This window comes from Ruegeria sp. BHSB064 (assembly GCF_059613205.1).
The window spans coordinates 1-25963 of the sequence record NZ_JBXWSB010000045.1; the positions used below are offsets into that span (position 1 = coordinate 1).

19 protein-coding genes are annotated in these 25963 nt (G+C 57.7%); 14 read left to right on the forward strand and 5 right to left on the reverse strand.

What is annotated here, in order from left to right; all coding sequences use genetic code 11:
• The coding region (locus tag AC2FNU_RS12375; protein ID WP_496788500.1) for an aromatic ring-hydroxylating oxygenase subunit alpha at positions 1–786 on the reverse strand (786 nt) is incomplete at its 3' end.
• A gap of 110 nt (positions 787–896) precedes the next feature.
• Between AC2FNU_RS12375 and AC2FNU_RS12380 the strand changes: the two genes are divergently transcribed.
• From AC2FNU_RS12380 to AC2FNU_RS12390, 3 genes are read left to right on the forward strand one after another with little or no spacing between them, the layout of a single operon-like run.
• Entirely contained in the window at positions 897–3335 is a 2439-nt protein-coding gene (locus tag AC2FNU_RS12380; protein ID WP_496788505.1) for an FAD-dependent oxidoreductase, read from the forward strand.
• On the forward strand, positions 3335–4546 hold the full coding sequence (locus AC2FNU_RS12385) for a M24 family metallopeptidase (RefSeq protein ID WP_496788507.1): 1212 nt from the start codon (positions 3335–3337) through the stop codon (positions 4544–4546). The genes AC2FNU_RS12380 and AC2FNU_RS12385 overlap by 1 nt, the downstream gene beginning before the upstream one ends.
• Positions 4547–4580: 34 nt before the next feature.
• Positions 4581–5690, forward strand: a complete 1110-nt coding sequence (locus AC2FNU_RS12390; RefSeq protein WP_496788509.1) for an alcohol dehydrogenase family protein — start codon at positions 4581–4583, stop codon at positions 5688–5690.
• Positions 5691–5949: 259 nt separating this feature from the next.
• On the opposite strand, the gene AC2FNU_RS12395 is transcribed toward AC2FNU_RS12390, so the two are convergent.
• Together AC2FNU_RS12395 and AC2FNU_RS12400 are read right to left on the reverse strand one after the other, a co-directional pair.
• The gene (locus AC2FNU_RS12395) at positions 5950–7110 is read right to left on the reverse strand and encodes a WD40/YVTN/BNR-like repeat-containing protein (RefSeq protein ID WP_496788514.1); all 1161 of its coding nucleotides are present in this window, start codon (positions 7108–7110) and stop codon (positions 5950–5952) included.
• 42 nt (positions 7111–7152) lie between these two features.
• A complete protein-coding gene (locus AC2FNU_RS12400; RefSeq protein WP_496788519.1) occupies positions 7153–7506 on the reverse strand; it encodes a DUF1428 domain-containing protein in 354 nt (117 codons plus the stop codon).
• A gap of 503 nt (positions 7507–8009) precedes the next feature.
• Here AC2FNU_RS12400 and AC2FNU_RS12405 point away from each other — a divergent pair.
• Together AC2FNU_RS12405 and AC2FNU_RS12410 are read left to right on the forward strand one after the other, a co-directional pair.
• Positions 8010–8312: a MarR family winged helix-turn-helix transcriptional regulator gene (locus AC2FNU_RS12405; protein ID WP_496788521.1), complete on the forward strand. Its 303-nt coding sequence runs from the start codon at positions 8010–8012 to the stop codon at positions 8310–8312.
• A gap of 298 nt (positions 8313–8610) precedes the next feature.
• Positions 8611–11106, forward strand: coding sequence for a cation:proton antiporter (locus AC2FNU_RS12410; RefSeq protein WP_496788525.1), 2496 nt, complete (start codon positions 8611–8613; stop codon positions 11104–11106).
• A 79-nt stretch (positions 11107–11185) separates the two neighbouring features.
• Here the strand turns inward: AC2FNU_RS12410 and AC2FNU_RS12415 are convergent, their stop codons facing one another.
• Both AC2FNU_RS12415 and AC2FNU_RS12420 read right to left on the reverse strand, forming a co-directional pair.
• On the reverse strand, positions 11186–12517 hold the full coding sequence (locus AC2FNU_RS12415; RefSeq protein WP_496788530.1) for an MFS transporter: 1332 nt from the start codon (positions 12515–12517) through the stop codon (positions 11186–11188).
• Positions 12518–12776: 259 nt separating this feature from the next.
• On the reverse strand, positions 12777–14810 hold the full coding sequence (locus AC2FNU_RS12420; RefSeq protein ID WP_496788536.1) for a CocE/NonD family hydrolase: 2034 nt from the start codon (positions 14808–14810) through the stop codon (positions 12777–12779).
• Positions 14811–14906: 96 nt separating this feature from the next.
• Between AC2FNU_RS12420 and AC2FNU_RS12425 the strand changes: the two genes are divergently transcribed.
• The 9 genes from AC2FNU_RS12425 (at position 14907) to AC2FNU_RS12465 (ending at position 25938) form a co-directional block, all read left to right on the forward strand.
• The gene (locus AC2FNU_RS12425; protein WP_496788542.1) at positions 14907–15566 is read left to right on the forward strand and encodes a helix-turn-helix domain-containing protein; all 660 of its coding nucleotides are present in this window, start codon (positions 14907–14909) and stop codon (positions 15564–15566) included.
• The gene (locus AC2FNU_RS12430) at positions 15566–17605 is read left to right on the forward strand and encodes an FAD-dependent oxidoreductase (RefSeq protein WP_496788548.1); all 2040 of its coding nucleotides are present in this window, start codon (positions 15566–15568) and stop codon (positions 17603–17605) included. Before AC2FNU_RS12425 ends, AC2FNU_RS12430 begins: the two co-directional genes overlap by 1 nt.
• Positions 17606–17734: 129 nt before the next feature.
• Positions 17735–18427 (forward strand): helix-turn-helix domain-containing protein, encoded by a 693-nt coding sequence (locus AC2FNU_RS12435; RefSeq protein ID WP_496788552.1) that lies wholly within the window; start codon positions 17735–17737, stop codon positions 18425–18427.
• Positions 18428–18520: 93 nt separating this feature from the next.
• The gene (locus AC2FNU_RS12440) at positions 18521–20080 is read left to right on the forward strand and encodes an ABC transporter substrate-binding protein (protein WP_480800302.1); all 1560 of its coding nucleotides are present in this window, start codon (positions 18521–18523) and stop codon (positions 20078–20080) included.
• Positions 20081–20135: 55 nt separating this feature from the next.
• Entirely contained in the window at positions 20136–21080 is a 945-nt protein-coding gene (locus AC2FNU_RS12445) for an ABC transporter permease (protein WP_171183674.1), read from the forward strand.
• A gap of 16 nt (positions 21081–21096) precedes the next feature.
• Complete coding sequence (locus AC2FNU_RS12450) at positions 21097–21939, forward strand: ABC transporter permease (protein ID WP_039537504.1); 843 nt, start codon at positions 21097–21099, stop codon at positions 21937–21939.
• Entirely contained in the window at positions 21939–22925 is a 987-nt protein-coding gene (locus tag AC2FNU_RS12455; protein WP_496788567.1) for an ABC transporter ATP-binding protein, read from the forward strand. Before AC2FNU_RS12450 ends, AC2FNU_RS12455 begins: the two co-directional genes overlap by 1 nt.
• Positions 22922–23923, forward strand: coding sequence for an ABC transporter ATP-binding protein (locus AC2FNU_RS12460; RefSeq protein ID WP_496788571.1), 1002 nt, complete (start codon positions 22922–22924; stop codon positions 23921–23923). The genes AC2FNU_RS12455 and AC2FNU_RS12460 overlap by 4 nt, the downstream gene beginning before the upstream one ends.
• A complete protein-coding gene (locus tag AC2FNU_RS12465; RefSeq protein ID WP_496788573.1) occupies positions 23920–25938 on the forward strand; it encodes a CocE/NonD family hydrolase in 2019 nt (672 codons plus the stop codon). The genes AC2FNU_RS12460 and AC2FNU_RS12465 overlap by 4 nt, the downstream gene beginning before the upstream one ends.
• Positions 25939–25963: the final 25 nt, after the last annotated feature.

Genomic DNA, 25963 nt, shown 5'->3' on the forward strand with positions numbered 1-25963 from the left:
CAGTTTTGGAAACCGGTAGCCGTTGACGAAGGTCGAGCCACGCCATTCTCCCGACCAGCGCACATCCATAGGTGCAAAATCCAGCAGACGGGGATGCAGGGCAAAGACGTGGTAGCCCTCCATGTAATTCTCGTAGACCAGTTTCCAGTTGGCCTCGACCTGGAAGTCGCGTTTGCCGGCCCAGCGGATGGCTGACAGATCATACCCCTTGAGCTGGTCCAGAACCGGCTTCATCCACACGTCCAGCGGGTCGGCATCGCCCGAGACATTGACGAAGAGACAGCCGAAGAACTCTTCCACCCGCACCGAGATCAGGTCGAGGTTTTCGCCGCCACCCTCTTTGAACGTGCCGCTGGAATTGGGCCCGTCGAAATGCGGGCGGGACCGTAGTTTGCCGTCCAGGCCATAAGCCCAACGATGATAGGGGCAGGTCAGCGTGGCCTTTTTACAGGGTTCGGTCACCATTTGCATGCCGCGATGGCGGCAGACGTTTTGAAAGCCTCGGATAACACCGTCGCGCCCGTGCACCAGCACAATGGGTGTACCGGCGATATCGATGGGCTTCATATCACCGGGTTCAGGGATTTCCGCGCGTGCGCCTCCGAACACCCAGGACCGGCGAAAGATCAGTTCCTGCTCCATCTCGAACCATTCTTGCGACCAGTACGCAGCGTTCGGCAGGCCTGCGGCTTCGTCAATGTTGCGAAACAGCTGCGCATACCCGTCTTCGCCCAGGATGCGCCGCATCCGATCCCGGTTGGATTCTCTCACGACTGCTCCGTCCATTGTGACCCTCCGAATCAATTTCTTAGCAAAAAGATATACCCATGGAAAAAAATGTGGACAAAATTTTTCCAATGCGGAACTGTCCCCGCAGGAAACGCGGAGAACTAGCAATGGAATCGGCTCGGGTCGTTGTGATTGGCGGTGGCAATATGGGTGCCAGTGTCCTGTATCATCTGGCAAAAGAGGGATGGACAGACGTCGTTCTGGTTGAAAAGGCGGAATTGACATCTGGTGCAACCTGGCACGCGGCGGGGCTGGTCAGTCGCATGACAGCCGGCCACGCGTTGGGGATCTGTCACGATTATGCAGTGGATTTGTACAAGACGATCGAGAATGAGACCGAACAGGGCGTCAGCTGGCACAATTGCGGGTCCTTGCGCGTGGCCGCAACCGAGGATCACCGCGCCTGGCTGATGCATACGCGCGACGCGGTTCTGGCCCGCGGGCAGGAGTGTCGCTGGGTCTCTCCCGAGGAGATCGCCAAGCTGAACCCGATCTATGACACCTCGCATATCATCGGCGGCATCTATACGCCCGATGATGGCCATGTTGACCCATCCGGCACCTGTCAGGCGATGGCCAAGGGCGCGCGGATGCGGGGGGCCAAAGTGCTGCGCCGCAACCGGGTGACGGATGTGCAGCAGATGCCGTCGGGCGAATGGAAGGTGGTGACCGAGCAGGGCGACATCATCTGTGAGCATGTGGTCAATGCGGGCGGGTATCACGCGCGTCAGATCGGAGCGTTCAGCGGGCTGGACCTGCCGATTGTTCCGATGCAGCACCATTATGTTGTCACCGATGCGGTGCCCGAGTTCGAAGCGATGGGGCATGAAATCCCCGTCACCCGCGATGATTTCTTCACCGGCTATCTGCGTCGCGAACAAGGTGGGGCGCTGATCGGGCTTTATGACACGCATGACGCGCTGGCGAAATGGCGCGATGGTTGTCCGTGGGACAGCGAGAACGAACTGTTTGAACCCGACTATGACCGCATTATGCCGTGGTTGGAGAAGTGTTTTGAACGCTATCCCTGTCTGATGGAGCGCGGCATCAAGCGCATCGTCAACGGCGCAATCACCTATACACCGGACGGGCACCCGCTGGTTGGGCCTGCACCGGGCTTGCGCAATCACTGGCTGGCCTGCGGTGCGACCGTGGGCATTGCCTGGGGGCCGGGACTGGGCCGGGGGCTGGCACAATGGATGGTGCATGGCACAGCCGATATCTCGATGCGCGGCTTTGATCCACGCCGGTTCCATAGCCGTGTGGACGAGGATTATACCTATCAGCGTTGCCGCGAGAACTATATGACACGCCTGTCGCTGCCCTATCCGCAGCTGCAATATGAAGCCTGCCGCGAGATCCGAAACTCTGGCGTGCATGACCGGACCAAGGCCCTGCATGCGGTGTTCGAAGAGGCTGGCGGCTGGGAGCGTCCCCGCGTTTACGGCAAACCCGAATGGAACGGCAAAGAGCCCGAGTCCTGGAAACGTGGCCCTTCGTGGGAGGCGGCTCTGGCCGAGGCCCGCGCGGTGCATGAAGGCGTTGGCATCGGCGACTTCTCGGCCTTTTCCAAGTTCGAGATCACCGGCCCCGACGCTGAGGCGTATCTGAACCGGCTCTGCGCCAACCGGATGCCCAAAAAGGTGGGCGGCACCTGCCTGACGCTGCTGTTGAACGAACAGGGCACGATCGAGGGCGAGGCAACCATTGCGCGGCTGGCCGAAGATCGCTTCTGGTTTGTGACCGGCGGCCCGTCCGAGCGCCGCGTCTGGGACTGGATCACCGTGCATCAGCGCGGGTCCGAGGATGTGAACGTGTGCAACCTGTCCGACGATTGGGGCATTCTGACCGTGGCGGGCCCCAAAGCCCGCGAGGTGCTGGCCCCGCTCAGCGATGCGTCGCTGGAAAACTCCGACTTCGGCTGGCTTAAAGCGCGTGAAATGTCTGTCGCTGGCATCAACCTGATTGCGCTGCGCCTGTCTTTCTCGGGCGAACTGGCTTGGGAGCTGCACGCACCCATGGAACAGCTGGGCGCTTTGTGGGACGCGATCTGGGACGCGGGACAGCCCCATGGCATGGTGCCGTTTGGGTCAAAGGCGCTGGAAATGATGCGCATGGAAAAAGCCTATCGCGGCGGGCATGAACTGGCCAATGACGCCAGCCCCGTGCACACCGACCAGATGCGTTTTGTGAAGTTCGACAAGGCGTTTGTCGGCAAAGAAGCTCTGGCCAGACTGGCCGAGACCGGCAGTTCTTCGATCATCGCGTATCTGGATATACAGATGGAAGGCACCGATGTTCTGGGTGGCGAGGCGGTCTATCTGAACGGCGAAAAGGTCGGCTCGGTCTCGTCGGGCGGCTTTGGCCCGGTCACGGGGCGCAATCTGGCCTTTGCCTTCGTCAAACCACAGGCCGCGCAGCCGGGGACCGAGCTTGAGGTGATCGTGTTTGGTGAAATGCACAAGGCCACCGTCCTGCCAGATGCGGTTCTTGACCCTGAAAACCTGCGTCTGCGAGACGTTTCCGTGACTTTGGAAACGGCCTGATGACAGGCCGAGAACCGCTGGGTGAATATTCAAAGGCGGTGCTGCCTGCGCCGGACATCGATTGGGGTAAGCTTAACGACTACCGCATGGGCCGTATCCGCGAGGCGATGGCGGAACGAGATGTGGACCTGACCGTCATCACCAACCCGCTGACCATGCGGTACGCGGTGAACTATCACGAATACATGCAGTTTCAGGCGCGTATCCCGCTGATGATGCTGATGATCTTTGCGGACGGCCCGGTGGTCTTCAGCGGCGCGTTTATCAAGGATCTGGACCACGTCACCGAATATGTCCCGATGTTCGGGCTTGCGCCGTTCCTTGCGGGTTTTGATCAGGTCGAGAACACGTGCAAGTTCGTTGATTTTGTCAAAGGGCGACTTGCCGGAAAGGGGCGCTGCCGCGTGGCCTTGGATCGTCTGGACGCGTCCGCCGTTCAAGGATTGATGCAGGCCGGGTTCGAGGTCGTAGACGCCCCGGGCTTTCTGGAAAAAGCCCGCTCGATCAAATGCGAGGAGGAGATCTCGCTGTGTCGCTATGCCATTGACGTGGCGCAGCTTGGGATCACCAGGATGCACCAGGCGTTCCAGCCCGGTATCTCGGAAAATGAGCTATGGAGCATCCTGAGCCAGGTTAATATCGCCCATGGCGGTCTGTGGTCCGAGGCGCGGATGCTGGCCTCAGGCCCGCGTACCAACCCGTGGCTGCAAGAGGCTGGCGAACGGCGTGTTCAGAAGGGTGAGTTGCTGGGCTTCGACACCGATATGGTCGGCCCATTTGGCTATATGTCCGACATCTCGCGTACCTGGTACTGCGGCGATGGGAAGGCCCCGCAGGAATATCGCGATCTGTTCAAACGCGCCTTGGATGAGATCGAGCACAACAAGGCCAATGTGCGCCCCGGTGTGTCGTTCAAGGAGCTGGTCGACAAGAGCTTCCGCCACCCAGAAGAGTTCGTCGCCCACCGCTACCCCTGCATCATGCATGGCGTCGGCATGTGCGATGAATACCCCTATGTCCCCTACCCGCAGGATTGGGACGATATCGGTTATGACGGGATCATCGAGGAAAACATGATGATCTGCGTCGAAGGCTATGTGGGCTCAGATCGCGGTGGCAGCGGCGTCAAGATCGAGCACCAGTACCTGGTGACGGCCAATGGCCTCGAACAGATCGACGACTACCCCTATGACGAAAACCTGTTGAACTGACGTCAATGTAGCCTCTGTAAAAAGGACCCTAAAGATGAGCACTGTTCCCAAAACGATGCGCGCCGTTGTTCTTGTCGGCCATGGCGGTCTGGACAAGCTGGAATACCACGAAGACTGGCCCACGCCTCAGCCCGGTCCGGGGGACGTGCTGATCAAGGTCGGGGCCTGCGGGTTGAACAACACCGATATCAACACGCGGACGGCGTGGTATTCCAAGACTGTAACCGACGGCATTACAGAGGACGGCGGCAAGGGCGGCTTTGACGGCGCGGATGAGGATACTGGCAGCTGGTCCAACGCGCCTTTGAACTTCCCGCGCATTCAGGGCGCGGATGTCGCGGGCCGGATTGCCGCCGTGGGCAAGAGTGTGGACCCGAGCCGCATAGGCGAAAGGGTTCTGATCGACCCCTGGCTGCACGGTCATGGCGATTGGCACTTGCCGGAAAACACCGGATATTTTGGCTCGGAATGTGATGGTGGTTTTGCCGACTATGCCAAAGTACGCGCTGAAAACGCCATTCCGGTGACCAGCGATCTGTCGGACGCTGAGCTCGCGACTTTTCCCACCGTGCTGACCACTGCGGAACACCTGGTTTGGCGGGCGGCACCGCAACCGGGTGAATGGGCCGTGATCTCGGGCGCGTCGGGTGGCGTTGGCACGACGGCGATTCAACTGTGTCTGGCCCGTGGCGCGCAGGTGATCGGAATCGCGTCCACCAGCAAGGCACAGGGTCTGCTTGATCTGGGCTGTTCCGCTGTGATCGACCGGGGCGTAGCCGACCTTGAGGCGCGTATTCGCGAGGTGGCAGGCGGACCGGTGGATGTGGCATTGGATGTTGTCGGGGGCACGATGTTCATGCCGTTGATCAACGCCTTGCGCCAACGCGGTCGTTACTCGACCTCCGGTGCGATTGCGGGGCCGATGGTCGAATTCGATCTGCGTCAGCTGGTCTACAAGGACATCCAGATGACCGGCGCGACGATCAGCCCACCGGGTCTGTTTTCACGTGCGGTGCAACTGATTTCCACCGGCGCTTTGCGCCCCATGCTTGCGGCGTCCTACCCGTTGCGGGATCTCGCGCAGGCGCAGGAGGCGTTCATCGCCAAGGCGCATACGGGCAATATCGTTGTTACAATGGAATGAGATATGCGCCTCACCCACGTCGAAATTCCACAGGCAGGGCTATCGCTCGCTCGACATTTGACCAACGATACAACAATGATCCAGGCGGCCGATTTATCTGGTCGCAGGATGCATTGTTTTCATAGGCGCCGCGTCCAAAATCATCATTAAATTTCTGAAGATAGCGTGTCTAAATCTGCAAAGGCATCACCCATCAATGATCCCTGCAATGAAACATCGGTGTTGAAAACACTCGGTTCATGAACAGACGATCAGGCCGTCAGTGGCGGTTCAGCACCTCGACACCCAGAATTGTGGGCAAATGGCGTGAAATCTCGTGCCAGCTTTCACCTTCGTCATGGCTGGCAAACACGGAACCACTGTTAGTGCCAAAATAAATCCCGGCTGGGTCATTCGTGTCCCCTGCCATCGCCTGACGGAGCACTGTGAAAAAGCAGCCCGTCTGGGGAAGCCCCTTGCGCATCGCTTCCCATGTTTCGCCACCATCTCGGGACCGCCATACTGCAGCTGCCGCGTCTGGCGGATACCGGCCCGCAGAGTCACCGTTTAGCGGCAGGGTCCAGATCGTCTTGGCGTCGCGCGGATGCACGCGTATGGGAAAGCCGAAAGTCGAAGGCAGGCCATCTGTAATGTCGTCCCAGCTGCGACCACCATCTGATGATCGCCAGACACCATGGTGGTTTTGCTGATAAAGCAAATCCTCGGCCCCGTTTGCGCGCATCATGTTATGCACACAATGTCCGGTTTCGCCATCGCGAGGTGCCGCAGGATGGTAGTGGTGAACGCAGTCTTGTGCGTTTGATAATCTGTTACGTCTTTCCCAGGTTTGGCCACCATTTTCGGATGCAAAAACGCCGGCCGCCGATATCCCGACCCACAGCTTTTGCGGATTGTCGGGATCAGAAATGATTGTGTGCAAGGTCAGTCCAGCTGCGCCTGGGTTCCAGCTATCGACCGACTCATGCTCGCTCAGGCCGCGCATGTTTTCCCATGTCTTTCCACCGTCTAAGCTTTTCAGCAGGTTTGCGGGCTTGGTCCCTGCGTAAAGAGTCCCGTCAGTGAAATGCAAAGACCAGATCTGGGAAAACTTATCTTCAAAGGGCAGTGGTTCGTTGGTCCAGCCGACCATTTCGGCGAAATCTGGATCATTGGCGGCCCAATTGTCCATCTCACCTTTGCTGAGCCGGGTCACATCCCACGTGTCGCCGCCATCATCCGAGCGCCACACCCCCGCGCCACTCCAATCGCTCCCGCCGCCAGCCCAGATCGTTCCTGTGTCCGGATCGCTTGCAAAGTGATTGATGGGCCAGCCGTCGCAATAAGGACCATCGGTTGTCCAGGGGCCCTCAGGGCTATCGCGCCGGAGCAAAAAAGTGCCTTTTGTCGTGCCAATAAGAACTGTTGTTTCTGAGCGCGACATTGCTCTCCCTCCACCTTTCCCGAATAGACCGCTTGTTGCTTGCTAGACCTCGACCAGCGATTGGAAACTCGCGAAAATCATACGTTTGCCGTCGAAAGGCATTGGATTGTTCTCCATAGACGCCTGCATCTCGGACATGACCTTTTCCATGTTTGCGTCGTGGGTCGCTTTGTCCGGCCAGATGACGTGCGAGTATGCGACAGTCTCATCTGCTTCACACTTCACAGCCATCGGAAAAGACGTGACCTTGCCGTCCGGCACATCGTCGCCCCAGGCATCCACGGCGGCAAGTGCGCCATGCTTTTTGAATAAAGGTGTTACTTCTTTTGAATGTGCAATGAAGGCATCCTTGTTTGCTGTGGGGACAGCATAGGCGGCAACGGTAATGTAGGTCATACGAAACTCCTTGATTTACGTTCCTGCAAATGCGGCTTCCAACTTGGAAATCTCGATCTTCTTCATCTTGTACATCGCCTGGCGCGCGCGTAGCCGTTCTCAAACCAAAGGCGGGTGCGGATCTTTTGCATTACGCTGCACCGTTTATCTTCAGACATGCGTCCCGATTGGATACGACAAACCGCGACCATTCCAAGCCAGCGATTGAGAGCATTCGGGAGAAACGCAATTCAAGCGGCCTCGTTTCGTCTCAGGCAAAATCGTGCATGATCTCATAGCACATCAAATCAATAGTTTCTGTTTTGCCTTACACAATATTGACAAATACGTTGATGTCAACGTAATTGGTCAGCATGAGATCCGACTTGCCAATTGAAGTTACACATGAGGTGCGGGATCGGTGCCTGTGTCTACACCTTCAGCGTGCCGCACGGGCCATTGCCAGGCGATTTGATGACGCTCTGAGACCACTGGGTTTGACCCATGGACAGTACTCTCTGTTGATGGCTTTAAACCGCCCAGAGCCACCTCGACTTGGAGAATTGGCATATTTTTTGGCTATGGACCGGACGACTTTAACCGCGAATATTAAACCCCTTGAGAAACGCGGGCTTTTAAAGATGCAGCCGGACAGTAAAGACAAGCGCAGTAGGCGCATCGTTTTGTTGGATGCGGGGCGGGATTTATTGGTTCAGGCGGTTCCAATCTGGAGAGAAACCCACGACGAAGTCGATGCACAACTCGGACGAAATGACACGCAGCATTTGAAGGCTGACTTGGTGTCCCTGTCATTTGGGAAAGCCTAGGCGATCCATCCAAAGCAAAGTTCGCCCATTTTCCAAACAAGAATCCGTGTTGCCCGCAGTCGAGCCATTGGCATTACTGTTTATTCCAACAACATAGAGGGTGCTCGTTGAGTTTCTCTGACAATCTGGATGCCACGACACGCGTTCCGGTTTGTGGACAATCTCTGCATTGAGGTCGAAGATAAAATAGGCGGTCGCGGGGCTTACTCTGAGCCACTTGTGCCTTGATCATGTTGCCAATACGCCAGCGGGCTGCACTACCGTTGGCCTGGAACAAAGGGTGGTTCGAACACGCGGAATGGATATTGTACTTGTAACGACTGTTGTTGCATCCCTTTTTGTCGTCATCGGTCTCGCAGAGCCATTGGCGGCAAGTCTTCGCATTCCTTACAGCGTGGTTCTTGCACTTCTTGGTATCGCTATTGGCGCGGCGGCGACCTTTTTCCTCCAAACTGATCTGACTGAGGTGATGAATCCGGTCGCGGAAGCCATTCTTGGCTTCCCGATCAGTTCGAATGTTTTCCTCTACTTGTTTTTGCCGACATTGCTTTTTCAGGCGACCTTGGGAATGAACCTACGGCGTATGCTGGACGATTGGGTGCCCATCTTTGTCATGGCTATAGTCGCGGTTTTTGTCGCAACTTTCACCGTTGGTTTTGCACTTTCAGCTGTTAGTTCGCTTCCGCTGGTCGCGTGTCTGCTTTTGGGCGCGATCATTTCCACGACGGACCCTTCAGCCGTCGTCAGTATTTTCCGATCCATCGCCGCGCCGCAAAGGTTGTCCCGTATCATCGAAGGTGAGAGCCTTCTGAACGATGCGGCTGCAATCGCACTGTTTGGGCTGTTTATCGGGTTTGTCATGGTTGGCGCACCTGACCCAAAACCGCAAGATGCGCTGATACAGTTTCCCTTGCTCTTGGCAGGAGGGGCTTTGACCGGGTGGGCATTGGCGCGCGCAAGCCTGTGGTTGATGGCTTTGATCGAAGGGTTTGAACTTGCGCAAATCTCGGTTTCAATTGCTTTGCCTTACCTGGCCTACGTCATTGCGGAGCAAAGCGTCGGCGCATCTGGTGTGATTGCCGTTGTCGTGGCAGGCATAACGCTGAATTTGTCCGCACCCGGTCGTTTGACGCCGCAAGCCTGGCAGCGTCTTGCAGATGTTTGGGGTGTTCTTGCGCATTGGGCCGGGGCTTTGATCTTTGTTCTCGCCGCGCTTTTGATCCCTAAACTATTGAGTGGTGTCCGGTGGACGGATTTTGGATTGATCTTAATCGTGACCCTTGCCGCCGTGGCAGCCCGCGCCGTCATGCTGTTTGGGTTTCTTCCGTTTTTGACACTGGTGCGTGTTTCCCCTTCGGTGGACAGCCCGTTTCGATTTGCCATCCTTTGGGGGGGAATGCGCGGTGCGGTAACTCTCGCGCTGGCTCTGGCCGTAACGGAAAACGCTCTGGTCCCGGTCGAAACACAAAGGGCGGTAGGTATACTTGCAACGGGGTTCACCCTGTTCACGTTGCTCGTACAAGGGCCGACTCTTCGACCTTTCATACGTCGCCTCGGTTTGGATGAGTTATCACCCCTGGACGAAGCTCTGTCCCAACAGGTCGTCGCTGTTTCGCTCCAGACTGTTCGCGAAGACGTGGAAAAAACAACTGCAGGCTACGAACTTAGTCCGGAGATTATCCGATCCGAGGCGGTTCAGTTCGGCAAAAGACTGGATGAGGCCGTACGGTCAGCTGACGCGCAGAAGGACATTCTGGATCGGGACAGGGTCACACTGGGGCTCATTGCACTGGCAGGCGCCGAACGCAATTTTGTCCTGAACCATATGCGCGACAGATCTCTTTCGACGCGACTGGCCGAGCGGGCAATCCTGGATATTGACCGGCTTATCGAAGGCACGCGTTTGCATGGACGCACCGGATATCTGCGTGCGGCACGTCGAACTGTCGCTTATGGGCGGTGGTTCCGGGTTGCTGCATTTTTGAATGACAGACTGCGGCTGCGGTTTCCGCTGGCCCGCATGACGGCGCACCGATTTGAAGTGTTGCTTGCGCAACGATTGGTGCTGCGTGATGTTTACCAGTTCATAGACCATCGTATTCGGCGGATTCACGGACGGCGTGTGGCAGGAATTCTGAGGGAGCTTATCGACCGGCGGACCGAATATGTGGACACCGCCCTTGATGGTCTACAACTTCAATATCCCGGATTTGCCGACGAGGTGCAGCGCCGTTTTATCCGACGCATCGCGCTGCGTTTGGAGGAGCGGGAATATACCGAGATGTTCGACGATGGCCTCATCGGGGCCGAGTTGTATTCTGTCTTGCTACAGGACGTTTCCGGAAAGCGTGCGGAAGCGGAAGAACGCCCAATGATCGATACCGCACCCCGGGCGAGTGAACTTGTTCAAAGGCTTCCGGTTTTTTCCGATATGGATCCGGCTGGACTTCGACGGCTCACCCGCGCCTTGCGGACACGGTACGTTGAATCCGGTCAGACGATTATTCAGAGCGACGCACCGGCGCGAAGCGTGTATTTCATCGCCTCGGGTGCTGTTGAGCTTGAGATGGCAGGGCAAAGTTGGCGATTGGGTCGCGGCGATATATTTGGCCAGACCGAATTGCTGCTCAGACAACGACGCAGGGCGTCCGTTCGGGCAATAGCCCCTACAACACTGTTGGTTCTGGATGAAGAGAGGTTCCGTCGTTTGATCAAGCGCAGTAAATCTCTGCGAAAAGCCGCTATCGCAAGTGCTGCCAACCAAGGTGTCGACCTGGTCCATCTTCTTGAATAGGTCCAGGTCTTCAGGGAAGTCGATTTACGACCCGAAGATTGCGGTTCGAGAGTAAGCACCCGTCGTACCCCCAAAAGTGCTATGGGCCCTCTTCGTGTTTTTCAGGTGCGGTTTCCGGGTCAGTCTCGTTTTGTGGATTGTGAGAGACTTCGCTCACCGCTTCGGCCAGCGGCGTGTCCTCGTTTTCTCCGGCGGCCAATGCTGCGGTTTCGGGTGTGACCACACGGGCGGGTGCGCTGACGCGGAATGCTGTTTTCTCGCTTTCGGGCACAGCTGCCTTGGACAAAATGCGCCAGACCGTAAACACGATCATGAAACAATGCGCCGCGACGGTCGTCATAAATAGCCCTTGCGGACCCAAACCGGCCATTGCGACACCGGCTATCAACGGCCCTATGATCGAACCTAGGCCGAAAACCATCAGCAACCCACCCGAAACCTGGATCGAGGTGCCAGGCGGTGCGTGGTCATTGGCATGGGCGACAATAATCGGGTACATCGCAAAAATCGCGGCGCCAAAAACTCCGACCAAAGCAAGATTCATGACACGCGATTCCGGCGCAAGAATTACAAATGCCAAGTCGGCGAACAGCGCCACAACCGCTGTAATCAGCAAGACTTTGCGCCGGTCCATTCGGTCACTCGCAAATCCGATTGGAACTTGCGCCAAAGCTCCGGCCAGAACTGGAATACTCGCGAACAGCGCGATTGTCGTCAGCGATAGCCCAACTCGATCTGCATACACCGCGGCGAGGGTCCCGAATGCCGCATTTGAGATGCCAACGAGAAAGACCGCTGCAACGGCAACTGGTGAGTTTCGCCATAACGCAGGCAGGTCGAGCCGCACGGTTGTCAGGGGAGTGGGCGAGGCTGAAGTCGACAGAGCTGTCGGGATGAGTGCCAGACAATACACCATCGCGCCAATAGCAAAAAATATGAAACCCGTTGCATCACCCAGCGAAATCGCCATTTGACCGGCGGTCACTGCGCCGAGGTTGACCATCGTGTAGACGCCGAAGACCGTGCCGCGCGTATTGGGTGCAACCTTGTCGTTGAGCCAGGATTCAACAATCATTGCGGCCCCGGCAAAGCAAAAACCCGAAACAGCGCGGGACGGTATCCACGCCCATGTTTCGACAACGATAGCCTGAAACAGGATCGTGACCGCTGCAAGTGCGCACATCACACCGAAGGATCGGATATGGCCCACAGCTCCGACGAGTCTTGGTGCGACAATACACCCGGCCACGTAGCCAACGGCCCATCCCGTTCCCAAAAGGCCCAGTGCGCTGGCGGAAAACCCCTCGAGCGAGCCCCGCACCGGAAGAATGAGCCCATGAACACCACCAGCAAACAACAACAGCCCTGATCCAAGAAGAAGCGCTGATATGGGCAAGAGCTGTCGGAACATCTGTCGCAGCCTACTACCAATCCGGAATTTGAGAAACTGTTTTGCCCAAAAATGGCTGGTCGGACTAAAGGATCAAGACTTTGGTAAGGAAGGCCGTCCGCAAGATCGGCCTCTGCACGTATTGCCAATTCGCTCAACTGGCAAGGTAACAGACCCTCCTGCGCCATTTTCCTCGGCCTCCAAAGGAAGTTGCGACAGAACCACGTAAACCCGTCATTCTGTTGCCAATGGTTGGTGAAAGCCATTTGCGCGACTTGAATCAAGATATACGCCAGCGCCGGGTCATGAAGGGTTCTTTGTTCCATGTGACATTCATTTCGGCATCCACCGTCGTATGCCCCAGCGATGAACAAGCAGTCAAAGCGACGGAAACCTCGGCGATCCCATCAGGCCGTTCAAAAATCATCTTGTGATCAACCTTTGTCTCGTGCTCGACGACGTCCTGGGTCTTCAACCTATGCACCATGCCTGTTTCATAGCTAAAAGCGGTGCCCATCTGAGAGAATACTGTTTTTACCAGTGGTTGGTGCCAGCCCATCTCGGTCGTGTTTTTGCCAGTCTTTTTCCAGCGTGTCAGCGTACCACTGGAAATAGTGAAATGCGTTTTCTCTTTTGGCAAATCTTCCATTGAAGGAAGCGGTTCGCCTAAGTCGGAAGGCGTATTGGCCAGCAATGGAAGGATAAGCTGTCCATCATCCAGACGTAGGTCAGCCTTCGGTGTCGCCGCGTGAAGGAGGGGCCAGAAAGACGAAGACAACGCAAGTCGGATGCGATGACCTTTGCGAATGCGATAAGCTGTCGAATGAAGACGAATGTCTACTTTGAACGCTTCGGAATTTTCTGTCGGCGAAGTGCGATCCAAGTTTTCGTTCAGCAACAGGTTTCTGACGCCATAGGTAATACGTGCTGCGACACCGTCAGAGTTTACATCGCTGAGCCTTGCAATAATCTGATTTGGTTGCTCTTTCGTGCCTCCACGCAACCTCAAAACGACCGACCCATAGAGTATCAGATCCTCCACAAGAGGCGCTGTTTCGAACACCAGAGAACGGTCATCGTCAAAGTTCTGATCAAGGGGCAGACCGCCGGTTCGGCCAAAATACCCTGTGTCCCCTGCACATTGCCCTACCGTTGGATCCGATGGAATATTCCACCGCTCATTGTTGGAACTGGAACTTAATGTCGACAGGGAAACTTCCTGAATTTCGGTTTCTCGGATCGTTGGACCACTTTGTATCCATTTCCCTGCCCCCAAAGGCATGGTGTCCTTTGGAGCCACAAACTCGCGTAACCAAACCCGAAGCCGCGGCCAACTCGGTGTTTGCGAAGTGTCTGACTTTAGCCAGTGATCCCACCACTCCAGAGCCAATTTCTGGAATCCTACGGCAGGCCCGGGCGACCCTTGATCGGGATAGTGATGACCCCAAGGGCCGACCACCCCCCAAACCTGCGCGGGGCGTGCATCAACCAGAGACATTACCGAATTGGAGTAGCGATCACTCCACCCTCCGATAGCCAGAATCGGGACCGAAAGAGCATCTGCTTCATGAATGACAGAACCGTGTCGCCAATATTCCCCCCTTTCATCCTCGCGCAGCCAGTTTTCCAGTGGAAACGCAAGGTTCTCAATTCTCTCTTTCCACAGCGCTTTCCAATTTGGTCCAACATTTGCCGATGGAGGCGAGGCCAGAATAGACGGAAGCGTCGCACCCCATTCGAACGTATCCGCCAAAACGCAACCACCCATATAGTGGATGTCATCCTCGAAACGGTCATGGGTGGAGCAAACGGTGATCGCCGCCTTCAACGCATCGGGCGCTTTCACACAGGCTTGCAACGATGCCGTACCGCCCCAGGACGTGCCAAACATTCCCACACGGCCATTACACCAAGGTTGCGCAGCCAGCCACTCAATCACGTGTCGCGCATCGTCCAGTTCAGCCGGAGCGTACATATCCGGCATGTGCCCTTCACTGTCGCCCGAGCCCCGCATATCAACCCGAATACAGGCATAGCCATGGGCTGCAAAATAGGGGTGGTTCCTTTCATCTCGTGCGCGCACCATGTCGGTTTTGCGATACGGAATGTATTCCAAAATGGCGGGGACAGGTCGCTGCGTCACCGGGCGCCACAAACGACCTGCCAAACGCACACCATCAGGCATTTCGATCCACAGATGGTCTGTCTCTGACACTTTGAAGGGATAGTCGGATTGATCGGTCATTTTGATCCGCAGCTTGGACTCCATCTCTGCCTTACTTCTGCAAATCCAGCGTTGACTTGCAATAGTCATCAAAATTCTCTGCTAAATAGAATTTGACTTTGAAATTCTAGTCTGCTTTCAATTTTACAAGATTTCAACCGCTCAACCAAATACTCGGAGAGCCGTATGCCATCTGACAATGTTGTTGCTTTACCATCCGCAATTTCCTCGCTGGGTAGTGAGGTTCGGCAACTGCGCAAAGCCCGTCAGCTCACCCTCAAGCAACTGAGCAAAGACGCTGGCATTTCACTGAGCCACGTATCGGCGATTGAACGGGGCGTATCGAAACCGTCTGTCGACGTTTTGCAGGCCATCGCGGGCGCACTGAGTGTCACACCTGACTGGTTCTTTGCGCGCCGCGCCGGGGCTGGACCGATGGAGCAGGCTTTTGTCGTTCGCGCACAAAACCGCCGCGCGCTCAACACTCTATACGGTCAGGACGCGACCGAACTGGGCTATTCCGACCAGCTGCTTTCCAGTTCGATCGGCGGTCAGTTCTATATGGGCATGGCAGTCTATGCGCCCCACGCTGAGCGACCCGAAGACCCACTGCAAAAACACGAGGGTGAGGAACACGGTTTGGTTCTAGAGGGTGAGTTGGAGATGCAGATCGGCGACGAGTTCATCACGTTGCGCGCCGGTGACAGCTACAGCTTCGACGCGCGTATCCCGCACCATGCGCGTAACCGGACTGATCAGGTTTGTCGGTTGATTTGGGCTGTCTCACCCGTCGTGATACCCAAGGACGTCGCCGCGCCAAAGACGTCGAGCCGGGAAACTTCTTAATGACCCGCGATGTCCTTCTGCAGCCCTATCAACTAAAACACCTGACCCTGAAAAACAGGATCATGACCACCAGTCATGAGCCCGCCTACCCCGAAGACGGTATGCCCAAAGAGCGTTACCGCATCTATCACGAAACGCGCGCGAAAGCAGGCGTTGCGATGACGATGACTGCGGGTTCTGCCACCGTCAGCCGCGACAGCCCACCGGTGTTCAACAACATCCTCGCCTACAAGGATGAGGTCGTGCGCTGGATGGGCGAACTGACCGATGCCTGCCACGCCCATGGCTGCGCTGTGATGATCCAGCTGACCCATCTGGGGCGGCGCACAGGATGGAACAAGGGCGATTGGTTGCCGTCAGTTTCCCCCTCGCATTTCCGCGAACCGGCGCATCGGGCCTTTCCGAAGAAGTTGGAAGATTTTGATATCGAGCGGATCGTGACCGACTATGCCGATGCGGCTGAACGCATGCAGGCCGCCGGATTGGACGGGATCGAGTTACAGGCTTACGGGCACTTGCTGGACCAGTTCTGGTCGCCACTGACCAATACAATGGATGATCCGTACGGGGGGAGCCTCGACAATCGGTTGCGTTTTGGCTTCATGGTTCTGGATGCAATACGTGACCGCGTCGGGCCAGGGTTTATCGTCGGTGTGCGCTACACCGCCGACGAAGTCGAAAAGGGCGGCATCAGCGAAAAAGAAGGGCTGGAAATCGCGCGCAGGCTGCGAGACAGCGGTCAGGTGGATTTCCTGAACGTCATTCGCGGACGCATTCACACCGACCCGGCGATGACTGACGTGATCCCAGTGCAGGGCATGAAAAGCGCCCCGCATCTGGATTTCGCCGGGCGTGTGCGGGCTGAAACCGGCATGCCGACCTTTCACGCTTCGCGCATCCCTGACGTGGCGACGGCGCGACATGCGGTGGCCTCGGGCCTGTTGGACATGGTCGGCATGACCCGCGCCCATATGGCAGACCCGTTTATCGTGTCCAAGATTCAAGCCGGGCAGGAAGATGACATCCGGCCCTGTGTCGGCGCGACCTATTGTCTGGATCGAATTTATCAAGCGGGCGAAGCGCTGTGCATCCACAACCCGGCCACCGGGCGCGAACTGTCCATGCCACATGTCATACCTGCAGCGGACGCGCGCCGTCGCGTGGTTATCGTGGGCGCAGGCCCCAGTGGTTTGGAGGCCGCGCGGGTCGCCGCAGAACGTGGGCACAATGTCACTGTTCTGGAAGCTGCCCCTGAACCCGGTGGTCAGGTGCGTCTGACAGCACAATCCAAGCGCCGGGCCGAGATGATTGGGATCATTGACTGGCGCATGGCGCAATGCGCCGCGCGGGACGTGAAGTTCCACTTCAACACCTTCGCGGATTCAGCCGACGTGAACGCGTTGTCCCCGGATATGGTAGTGATCGCCACGGGCGGTTTGCCCGAGACGACGATCCTCGATTCGGGCAACGAACTGGCCATATCTGCCTGGGACATCTTGTCCGGAGACGTGCAAGCCGGTGAAAACGTGCTGATCTACGACGATGCAGGTGATCACCCTGCGCTCATGGCAGCCGAAGTCATCGCCGCCACCGGCGCGCGCGTCGAAATCATGACCCGAGATCGCAGTTTCGCACCTGAAGTGATGGCGATGAATCTGGTGCCCTATATGCGCTCTTTGCAGAAAACCGGAGCCAAGTTCACCGTCACCCGAACCCTGCAAGCGATTGAGAAATCCGGCAATCAGCTGCAAGCCCACATCGGCACCGACTATTCGGACCTGGTTGAAAAACAGTATTACGATCAGGTGGTTGTCAATCAGGGTACGCTGCCGCTTGACGATCTGTACTTTGATCTCAAACCCCTTTCACGCAACGGGGGTTCGGTGAATCAAGGCGCGCTTGTCCAGGGCTCAGGCGCACTTTTTCCGCAGACGAATCCCGACGCAGGTTTTGACCTTTACCGCATTGGTGACGCCGTTTCGTCACGCAACATTCACGCTGCAATCTACGACGCGCTGCGCATCGGCATTCGGTGGTAGCGGGCAAGATAATTGCAGCTCCTTCACGTAAGGAGCGATAGCTATACGAGAAAAATAAACAAAATTTCTTGCAGAAAAGAAAAAGAGTCATAACAATTCCGTAAAGCCAAGCGAGCGAGGGGAGGATTCGTGAGCCAGGGCGTAACTAAAAAACAAACCCGCACTGCCAGCGAAGAGGGTCTCGCAGCCTTCGGTGCCGAAGTGCGTCAGCTGCGCAAAGCCCGTCAGATGACCCTGGCCGAGCTTGCGTCCAGCAGCGGTGTTTCGATCAGCCATCTCAGCGCAATCGAGCGCGGAACTGTCAGCGCCTCGCTCAACAAGATTTCTCGGATTGCCAATGCTCTTGGCGTCCCCGAAGAGTGGTTTTTCAATCACCGCCCCGGCTCAGGTCCGCTGGAACGCGCCTATGTTGTGCGTCAGTCCAACCGACGAAACCTGAACATGCTCTATGACGAACCCATCGAACAATCGGGTTATGCGGATCAGTTACTGTCCAGCTCTATCGGCGGCGGGTTCTGTCTGGGCGTCTCGGATTACCGCCCCTATTCCGAACAGGTCGTAGACCAGTATTTCTCGCGCGATGGCGAGATGCATGGGGTCATTCTGGACGGTGAGCTGGAATTGGTGCTTGAGGACGAAACCGTCACCTTACGCACCGGCGACAGTTTCAGCTTTCCCGGAGAAATTCTGCACGTCCTGCGCAACGTAACCGATCAACCCGCGCGCATGATCTGGGTGAACTCACCCGTGATCATTCCAAGATTCTCAGCGCTTGGCGCTGATGAGCAACTGCCACAGTCACACAAGAAAAAGAACGGATAACGCCTGCTGGCACCTGAAGTCGCGGGCGCGCCTGCCCGCAAGCAACCAAACCGGACAGATGCCCGGAGACGAAGACAAACAGGGAGAAAGCAAATGAGTTCGATTTTCAAAGGGGACGTTTCCCGACGCTCCGTTCTGGCCGGTGCCGGTGCATTGGGCGCGGCCAGCCTTGCATTTCCGCATATGGCTGTCAGCGCCGATGGCTCGGTCCTGACCATCCGGTCCTATAGCGATTTGCAGGTGCTGGACCCGGCTTTCTGGCTGGCCCTGCCCGAGGCCGACATCATGCGCTCGATCTATGCCCCGCTGGTGTCAAACCAACAGGGCGACGAGTGGAACTGGCGGCCCGTTGCTGTTGAAAGCATCGAACAGCTGGACGATCTGACCATCGCCTTCAAACTGCGTGACAACATCGGGTTCACCGATGGCTTTGGTCAGATGACCGCCGATGACGTGAAATTCTCGATCGAGCGTATCGCCGACCCGGCCAATGAAAGCCCCTATGCCGGGGATTGGAGCGCGTTGAAGGAGGTTGAAGTCAAAGACAATCTCTCGGGCCTGATCCATCTGAAAAACAAATTCGTGCCGCTCTGGACAACCACGCTACCGACGCCCGCCTCTTGCATTGTTTCGCGCAAGGCGGTCGAGGAAATCGGCGGCAAGATCGGGTCCGAGCCTGTGGCGCAATCTGGCCAGTACATTCTGACCGAATGGGTGCCCAAGCAGAAAACCGTTCTGAAGCGCAACCCGGACTGGGCCTATGAGCCCGGCGGGTACGAAGAAATCCATATTCTGCCCATTGAGGACCCCTCGACCGCCGAGCTGGGCTTTGAAGCGGGCGATCTGGACTATACCTGGACCTCCGTGTCCTCGCTGCCGCGTCTCAAAGAAAACCCGCCTGCGGGATCGGTTGTCGAGGAAAAACCCTCGCTGGCTTATGTCTGGCTGGGCATGAACCAGGACAACGAAGCGTTGAAAGACGTTCGTATTCGCCGCGCCATCCAGCACGCGATTGACCGGCAGACCGTTGTTGACGCGGCCTATTTCGGAGCTGCCGCCGTAGGCAACGGCATCATCGCACCGGGCCTGCCGGGCAGCCGGGACAGCGTGACTTACGACTATGACCCAGACAAGGCGCGCGAATTGCTGGCCGAGGCGGGTGCCGAAGGCATGACCGTGACGCTCGACATCCTGAACCAATCCGAACGTCTGACGGCGGCTCAGGTCATTCAGGCCAATCTGGCCGATGTGGGGATCACCTGCGAGATCAAGCAGAATGACAGTGGGACCTTCTGGACGCTTGGTTCGAAGGACGGCGACTACTTCATGAACCTTCAGTTGGTGCTCAGTCGCTTCTCGATGAACCCGGACCCAAGTTGGGCTACGGTCTGGTTCACGCCAGAACAGGTCGGTGTCTGGAATTGGGAACGTTTCAACAACGAGGAATACAAGGCGCTGCACGAAGAAGGCCTGGTCGAAAGCGATCCGGCCAAGCGCGATGAGATCTACAAGAAGATGCAAGGTCTCATGGATGAAAGCGGCTGCTATGTCTTCCTGACGCACGAGGTTGTTGGCCTGATCCACAAGGACACGGTCAATCCGGGCCTCAAACCGAATGGCGAGCCGCTGCTGCCGCTGTTCAAACCCGCCTGATCCACGCAAACGGGCGGCGTTTGACCGCCGCCCGCACGGCCTTTGGGGGGCGCGTATGCTGAGCTACTTTATCAAACGGCTTGGGCTGGCTGCTGCGATCGTGTCGGTCGCCATGTTCCTGCTGTTCTGCATGATCTACCTGATCCCCGGCGACCCGGCTTCGGTCGCACTGGGGCCTCGGGCGACCGAGGAAATGCGCGCCGCCCTGCGCGAGAAAATGGGGTTGAACCAGCCGGTTCTGGTTCAGTTCTGGAATTTCTACATCGGGGCATGGACAGGTGATTTAGGCGAAGAGGTTCTGTCGGGCCGTCCCGTCACCACGGTCGTGTTCGAACAACTGCCCTATACGTTGGCCCTGATCGTCGGCGGCATCACGTGGTCGGTTGCTCTTGGCATTCCGCTGGGCTGCTGGGCAGCGGTCAGCCGTGGCAGCTGGGCCGACCGGATTGTTGGCATCCTGTCTGTTGCCGTGATCGCGGTGCCGTCCTTTGTTATCGCGATTTACGCGCTACTGATCTTTGCCGTCGAACTGCGTTGGCTACCTGCCATTGGCGCTGGTGAACCCGGCAATCTCGGCGATCAACTTACCCATCTGATCCTGCCGTCTCTGGCCGTTGGTCTGGGTTGGGTCGGTTACATCGCCCGCATGGTGCGCGCCTCGATGCTCGAAGTGCTTGAGGCCAGCCATATCCGCACCGCACGTGCGTTTGGCTTGCCGGATCGAACGATCACCTACCGTTATGCCCTGTCGATTGCGATCCTGCCCACGGTCACCTTGCTGGGCGTAGGCATCGGTCAGATGCTCTCATCGGCTGTTTTTGCCGAGATCGTTTTTGCCCGCCCCGGCGTTGGTAAGCTGGTCTATGACGCCATCCTGACCCGCAACTTCCCTATCGTGACAGGCACCGTTCTGATCACGACCGTCCTCTTCGTTCTGCTCAACTTGTTGGCAGACCTCATCATCGGAGCCTTGGATCCTCGTGTCAGAAGCAGTTTCTAACCCCGCCCCAGGGCGCATGGCCGAGCTGTGGCGCCCGATCCGCAAAATCCTGCGCGAGCCTCTGGGCGCGTTGGGATTGTTCCTGGTGCTGTTTGTGATCTTTGGCGCCGTCTTCGCCGATCTGCTCACCAGCTGGGACCCGACGAAAATCAACCCACGTGACCGGTTCCAAGGCCCCAGCACACAGCATCTGATGGGCACAGATCAACTGGGCCGAGACCTGTTTGCCCGGGTGCTGCATGGCGGACGGATCGCGTTGTTTGTCGCTCTGGTCTCGACCGCCGTGTCGCTGGTGATCGGCATCGTTCTGGGCCTGATCGCGGGCTACGGGCCGCGTTGGCTGGACAACCTGATGATCCTGCTCTTTGACGCGATGAAGAGCTTTCCCACCGTGATGCTGGCCCTTGCCCTGGTCACGCTGATGGGGCCATCGCTGACCGCCGTCATGGTCGTTGTGGTTCTTGTCACCGTGCCCGGTTACGCGCGAATTATCCGAACCCAGACCATAGCGCTGAAAACCTCGGAATATGTCACTGCGGCGCAAAGCATGGGCGCGTCCTCGGCGCGTATCCTGCGGGTGCACATTCTGCCAAACGTAATCGGGCCGCTGGTTATCCTCGCGTCGATGGACATTCCGGTTGTCATCGGGATTGAGGCGGGAATGAGCTTTCTGGGCCTTGGTGTTCGCCCGCCAACCCCAAGCTGGGGCTCGATCCTGAATGACGGGTTCACCAATATCCGCGACACCGCCTGGATCGCAATTGCGGGCGGTGTGCCGATCATCATCACAACGCTAGGCTTTACCTTCCTGGGCGAGACGCTGCGGGACGTGTTCGATCCCCGGCTGAAAGGACGCTGATGACCACGCTGCGCATAGACAACCTGAATGTCAGCTTCTCAACCGAGGCCGGGCCGCTGCACGCCTTGAAAAACGTCAGCTTCGATGTGCCCGAAAACCGGATCGTCGGCATTGTGGGAGAGTCCGGCTGCGGGAAATCCACGTTGATCAACGCCATTCTGGGCCTTCTGGCCGACAATGGCAGCGTCGACGGCGGATCGATCCTGTTTGAAGGACAGGATGAGCTGACTACCCTGCCCCCGTCGCGCATGCGGGATCTGCGTGGCCCGCGTATCGCCACCGTGTTTCAGGACCCGATGGGTGCGCTGAACCCCGTGATTTCGGTGGGCAAGCAGATGCTGAATATCCAGTATCGTTCGGCTTTGTCGAAGGACGAAAAGCTGAACCGCGCGGTCGAAATGCTGGAACTGGTGCGCATACCCGATGCCCGCGCGGCGTTAGCGCGCTATCCGCACCAGTTCTCGGGCGGGATGAAACAGCGGATCGCTATCGCCATGGCCTTGATGATGGAGCCTGCCCTGCTGATCGCGGACGAACCTACAACGGCACTGGATGCAACCCTTGAGGTGACAACGATCGAGCTGCTCAAGGACCTTCAGCAAAAGATCGGCTGTTCGGTCATGTTCATTTCGCACCATCTGGGTGTCATCGCCGAGCTCTGTGATGACGTGGTCGTCATGTATGCGGGTGAAGTCGTGGAGCGCGGCACCGTCCGGCAGATTTTCCAGGATCCGCGCCACCCCTACACGGCGCGGCTGCTGGAGTGCGACCCGGCGCGGCAAAGCGAACGCACCCGGCACCTGCCGACGATCCCCGGAGAAATCCCAGATCTGCGCGCGCGGCCCGCAGGCTGCATCTTTGCCAACCGCTGCGACCGCGTAAGTGACGCCTGCGCGGCACCGCCACCCGACAAGGATATCGGCAACGGCCATATCTCCCGCTGCTTTGTCGCAGACACCCCAGCTGAAACCGGAGTGACGGCATGAGCAGCGATCCCATTCTCAAGGTCGAAGATGTTCAGGTCTCTTTTCCGGTCGGGGGGCTGGGACGCAAAAGCGCAATCCTTGGCGTGGCCGGGGTCAGCTTTGAGGTCAACCGGGGCGAAACCTTTGCCCTTGTGGGTGAAAGCGGTTCCGGCAAAACAACACTGGCCCGCGCCGTGAATGGCCTGCAAGAGATCAGCGCCGGAACGATTACGTTTGAGGATCAGCGCATCGACACGTTGGACCGAAAGGCGATGAAGCCGGTTCGCAAACGCATGTCGATGATGTTTCAGGACCCGGTGGGGTCCCTGTCCCCGCGCATGACCGTCGGCGATCTGGTGACCGAACCGTTCCGCATCCACGGGATTGAAGGCCGCAATCTGCGGGACGAGGCCGCGCGGCTGCTGACCTTAGTGGGTTTGCCAACCAGTTTCGCGTCGCGTTTCCCTCATCAGCTATCGGGTGGACAGGCCCGGCGCGTCGGCGTTGCGCGCGCTATTGCGCTGGACCCGGCGCTGATCATCGCAGATGAACCCACAGCTGGTCTCGACGTATCTGTGCAGGGCGAAGTTCTGAACCTGTTGAATGATCTGCGCGAACGGCTGGGTCTGGCGATGGTGATCATCACCCACAACCTGCATGTGGTGCATCACGTAGCGGACAGAACCGCAGTCATGTATCTGGGTCGCTTTGTCGAGGCCGGAGACACCGAACAGGTGTTCAGCGCACCAAAACACCCCTATACGGCGGCGCTTCTGTCGGCCAACCCCGAGCCCGACCCGGACAAAACCCATGACCGGATCACGCTGCCAGCCGAGGTCCCCTCATTGCTGGCCCGCCCATCGGGATGCGAGTTCCACACCCGCTGCCCATGGGCGCAATCGCGATGCAGCGTGGATCCGCCGGAGCGGCAGGTTACAAACGGCCGCGCCGTTGCCTGCCATTTCCCTTTGGAACCCGGCGCCCGCCCGCCGGAACTCGCAGAAAAGGCCGCATCATGAGCGATATTGAGGTCATCGAAACCGTTTGGATTCCAATGCCTGACGGGACCAAGCTCGCCGCCCGGCTCTGGTTGCCCGAAACGGCCAGAACATCGCCGCTGCCCTGTATCCTTGAATACATCCCCTACCGACGTCGGGATGGCACACGTATGCGCGATGAAAGTATGCACCCACATTTCGCGGCTGCCGGATATGCCTCGATCCGTGTCGACATAAGAGGATATGGCGACAGTGAGGGCTTGGCCGAGGACGAATACTCGCATCAGGAAATTCAGGACGGCCATGACATCGTCCAATGGTTAGCCGATCAGGACTGGTGCGATGGAAATGTCGGCATGTTCGGCAAAAGCTGGGGGGCGTACAACGCCTTTCAGGTCGCGGCGACACGCCCCCCGGCCCTGAAAGCCATCGCCCCGGTAATGGGCACGGATGACCGATGGCGCGAGGATATTCACTTCTACGGCGGCTGTCTGGCCAATGACAATTTCTGGTGGGGCTCAATCATGCAGCTCTACAACGCTATGCCGCCGGACCCCGAAATTGTCGGCGCGGATCGCTGGCTCGACATGTGGCGCGAACGCTTGGAAGGCGCTGAATTCTGGCCCGCCATGTGGCTGGAGCACCAAACACATGATGAGATGTGGCGGCGCGGCTCGATCTGCGAGAATTACTCCGACGTACAGGTACCGGTCTATTTCTTTGGCGGCTGGATGGATCTGTATCGGGACACGCCCTTCCGCATCGCAGAACACCTCAGCGGACCCGTCAAAATCCTGATGGGGCCTTGGGCGCATCTTTACCCACATGAAGGGGTGCCCGGTCCCAAGGTTGATTTTGTTGGCGAGGTGATCCGTTTTTGGGATCATTGGCTGAAAGGGATCGACACGGGGTTGATGGATGAACCCCCACTGCGGTTTTACCTGCAGGACAGCGCAACGCCTTCGGGAAGCCATATGCAGCGCACGGGGCGTTGGGTGGAAGAACCTGCCTGGCCGTCGCCAAATGTCACCGAGCAAACGTTCTGGCTGAATGATCACACTCTGGGCGTGACGGCACAGTCAGGGACTGCGATGTCCATCTGCTCACCGCAAAGCTTCGGTGCCGCTGCGGGGGATATGTGCTCTTTCGCCATACCCGGCGATATGGCAACAGATTGCCGGACCGACGCCGGAGGGGCACTACAGTTCAGGGGGCCGCCTCTGATCGAACCTTTGGACTTGTTGGGCCAGCCCAGCGTTGACTTGACGGTGTCAGCGGATCAGACGCAGGCCTTTGTCGCCGCGCTGCTGGTGGATGAGGCTCCGGATGGCGCGCAAACGCTAATCGCGCGGGGGTTTTGCAATCTCAACCATCGCCACAGCGATACCCAACCTACGCCGATCACCCCCGGCGAAAACATGATTGTCACGGTTCCACTCTATGGAACCGGCTATCGTGTTCCCGTGGGCCACCGCATCACATTGCAAATCGCAACGACCTATTGGCCTGTCCTGTGGCCTGCGCCCCAGCCCGTCACGCTCACACTCCAGCCTGGCACATCACGACTGAAGCTGCCGGTCCGAACCCGGCCTGAAAGGGAAGGTGAACCGCGCCCGTTGCCAGAACCTGCTGCTCCGGACATGGCCCCTAGAAAGACACATGTACGCGACGGTTCCATGGAACGCTCTGTCCACACAGACCTGACCAACGGTGAGATCACGCACCGTTCCTTTCTGGACGGCGGCGTTTTTGGTCCAGTCGGAGATTTTCGCCTCGACGACATTGGAACGGTGCTGAGCGATGTTTCAGACCGGCGCTACTCCATCCACCCCAGCGACCCATTGTCTGCCATTGCAACCATGGAGCAAACAGCGGGGTTCGACCGGGAGGACTGGTCCGCCAAGATATGGACCTTTTCCGAACAACGGGCGACCGCAACAGAATTTCATCTGACCTCTCGCCTGAAGGCATGGTCAGGAGATCAGCTTGTCTTTGAACAAGAAAAGACCCACATCATTCCCCGCAACGGAATGTGACGAAACGCTAAATCATTCGCCCCTG

Excerpts from the sequence above, each read along its gene's own strand:
- AC2FNU_RS12395 (WP_496788514.1), bottom strand. The coding sequence starts at position 7,110 with ATGTCGCGCTCAGAAACAACAGTTCTTATTGGCACGACAAAAGGCACT.
- AC2FNU_RS12460 (WP_496788571.1), top strand. The coding sequence starts at position 22,922 with ATGAGCAGCGATCCCATTCTCAAGGTCGAAGATGTTCAGGTCTCTTTT.
- AC2FNU_RS12415 (WP_496788530.1), bottom strand. The coding sequence starts at position 12,517 with ATGTTCCGACAGCTCTTGCCCATATCAGCGCTTCTTCTTGGATCAGGG.
- AC2FNU_RS12445 (WP_171183674.1), top strand. The coding sequence starts at position 20,136 with ATGCTGAGCTACTTTATCAAACGGCTTGGGCTGGCTGCTGCGATCGTG.
- AC2FNU_RS12405 (WP_496788521.1), top strand. The coding sequence starts at position 8,010 with ATGGCTTTAAACCGCCCAGAGCCACCTCGACTTGGAGAATTGGCATAT.
- AC2FNU_RS12380 (WP_496788505.1), top strand. The coding sequence starts at position 897 with ATGGAATCGGCTCGGGTCGTTGTGATTGGCGGTGGCAATATGGGTGCC.
- AC2FNU_RS12420 (WP_496788536.1), bottom strand. The coding sequence starts at position 14,810 with ATGACTATTGCAAGTCAACGCTGGATTTGCAGAAGTAAGGCAGAGATG.
- AC2FNU_RS12440 (WP_480800302.1), top strand. The coding sequence starts at position 18,521 with ATGAGTTCGATTTTCAAAGGGGACGTTTCCCGACGCTCCGTTCTGGCC.
- AC2FNU_RS12390 (WP_496788509.1), top strand. The coding sequence starts at position 4,581 with ATGAGCACTGTTCCCAAAACGATGCGCGCCGTTGTTCTTGTCGGCCAT.
- AC2FNU_RS12425 (WP_496788542.1), top strand. The coding sequence starts at position 14,907 with ATGCCATCTGACAATGTTGTTGCTTTACCATCCGCAATTTCCTCGCTG.
- AC2FNU_RS12400 (WP_496788519.1), bottom strand. The coding sequence starts at position 7,506 with ATGACCTACATTACCGTTGCCGCCTATGCTGTCCCCACAGCAAACAAG.
- AC2FNU_RS12385 (WP_496788507.1), top strand. The coding sequence starts at position 3,335 with ATGACAGGCCGAGAACCGCTGGGTGAATATTCAAAGGCGGTGCTGCCT.
- AC2FNU_RS12410 (WP_496788525.1), top strand. The coding sequence starts at position 8,611 with ATGGATATTGTACTTGTAACGACTGTTGTTGCATCCCTTTTTGTCGTC.
- AC2FNU_RS12455 (WP_496788567.1), top strand. The coding sequence starts at position 21,939 with ATGACCACGCTGCGCATAGACAACCTGAATGTCAGCTTCTCAACCGAG.
- AC2FNU_RS12465 (WP_496788573.1), top strand. The coding sequence starts at position 23,920 with ATGAGCGATATTGAGGTCATCGAAACCGTTTGGATTCCAATGCCTGAC.
- AC2FNU_RS12450 (WP_039537504.1), top strand. The coding sequence starts at position 21,097 with ATGGCCGAGCTGTGGCGCCCGATCCGCAAAATCCTGCGCGAGCCTCTG.
- AC2FNU_RS12430 (WP_496788548.1), top strand. The coding sequence starts at position 15,566 with ATGACCCGCGATGTCCTTCTGCAGCCCTATCAACTAAAACACCTGACC.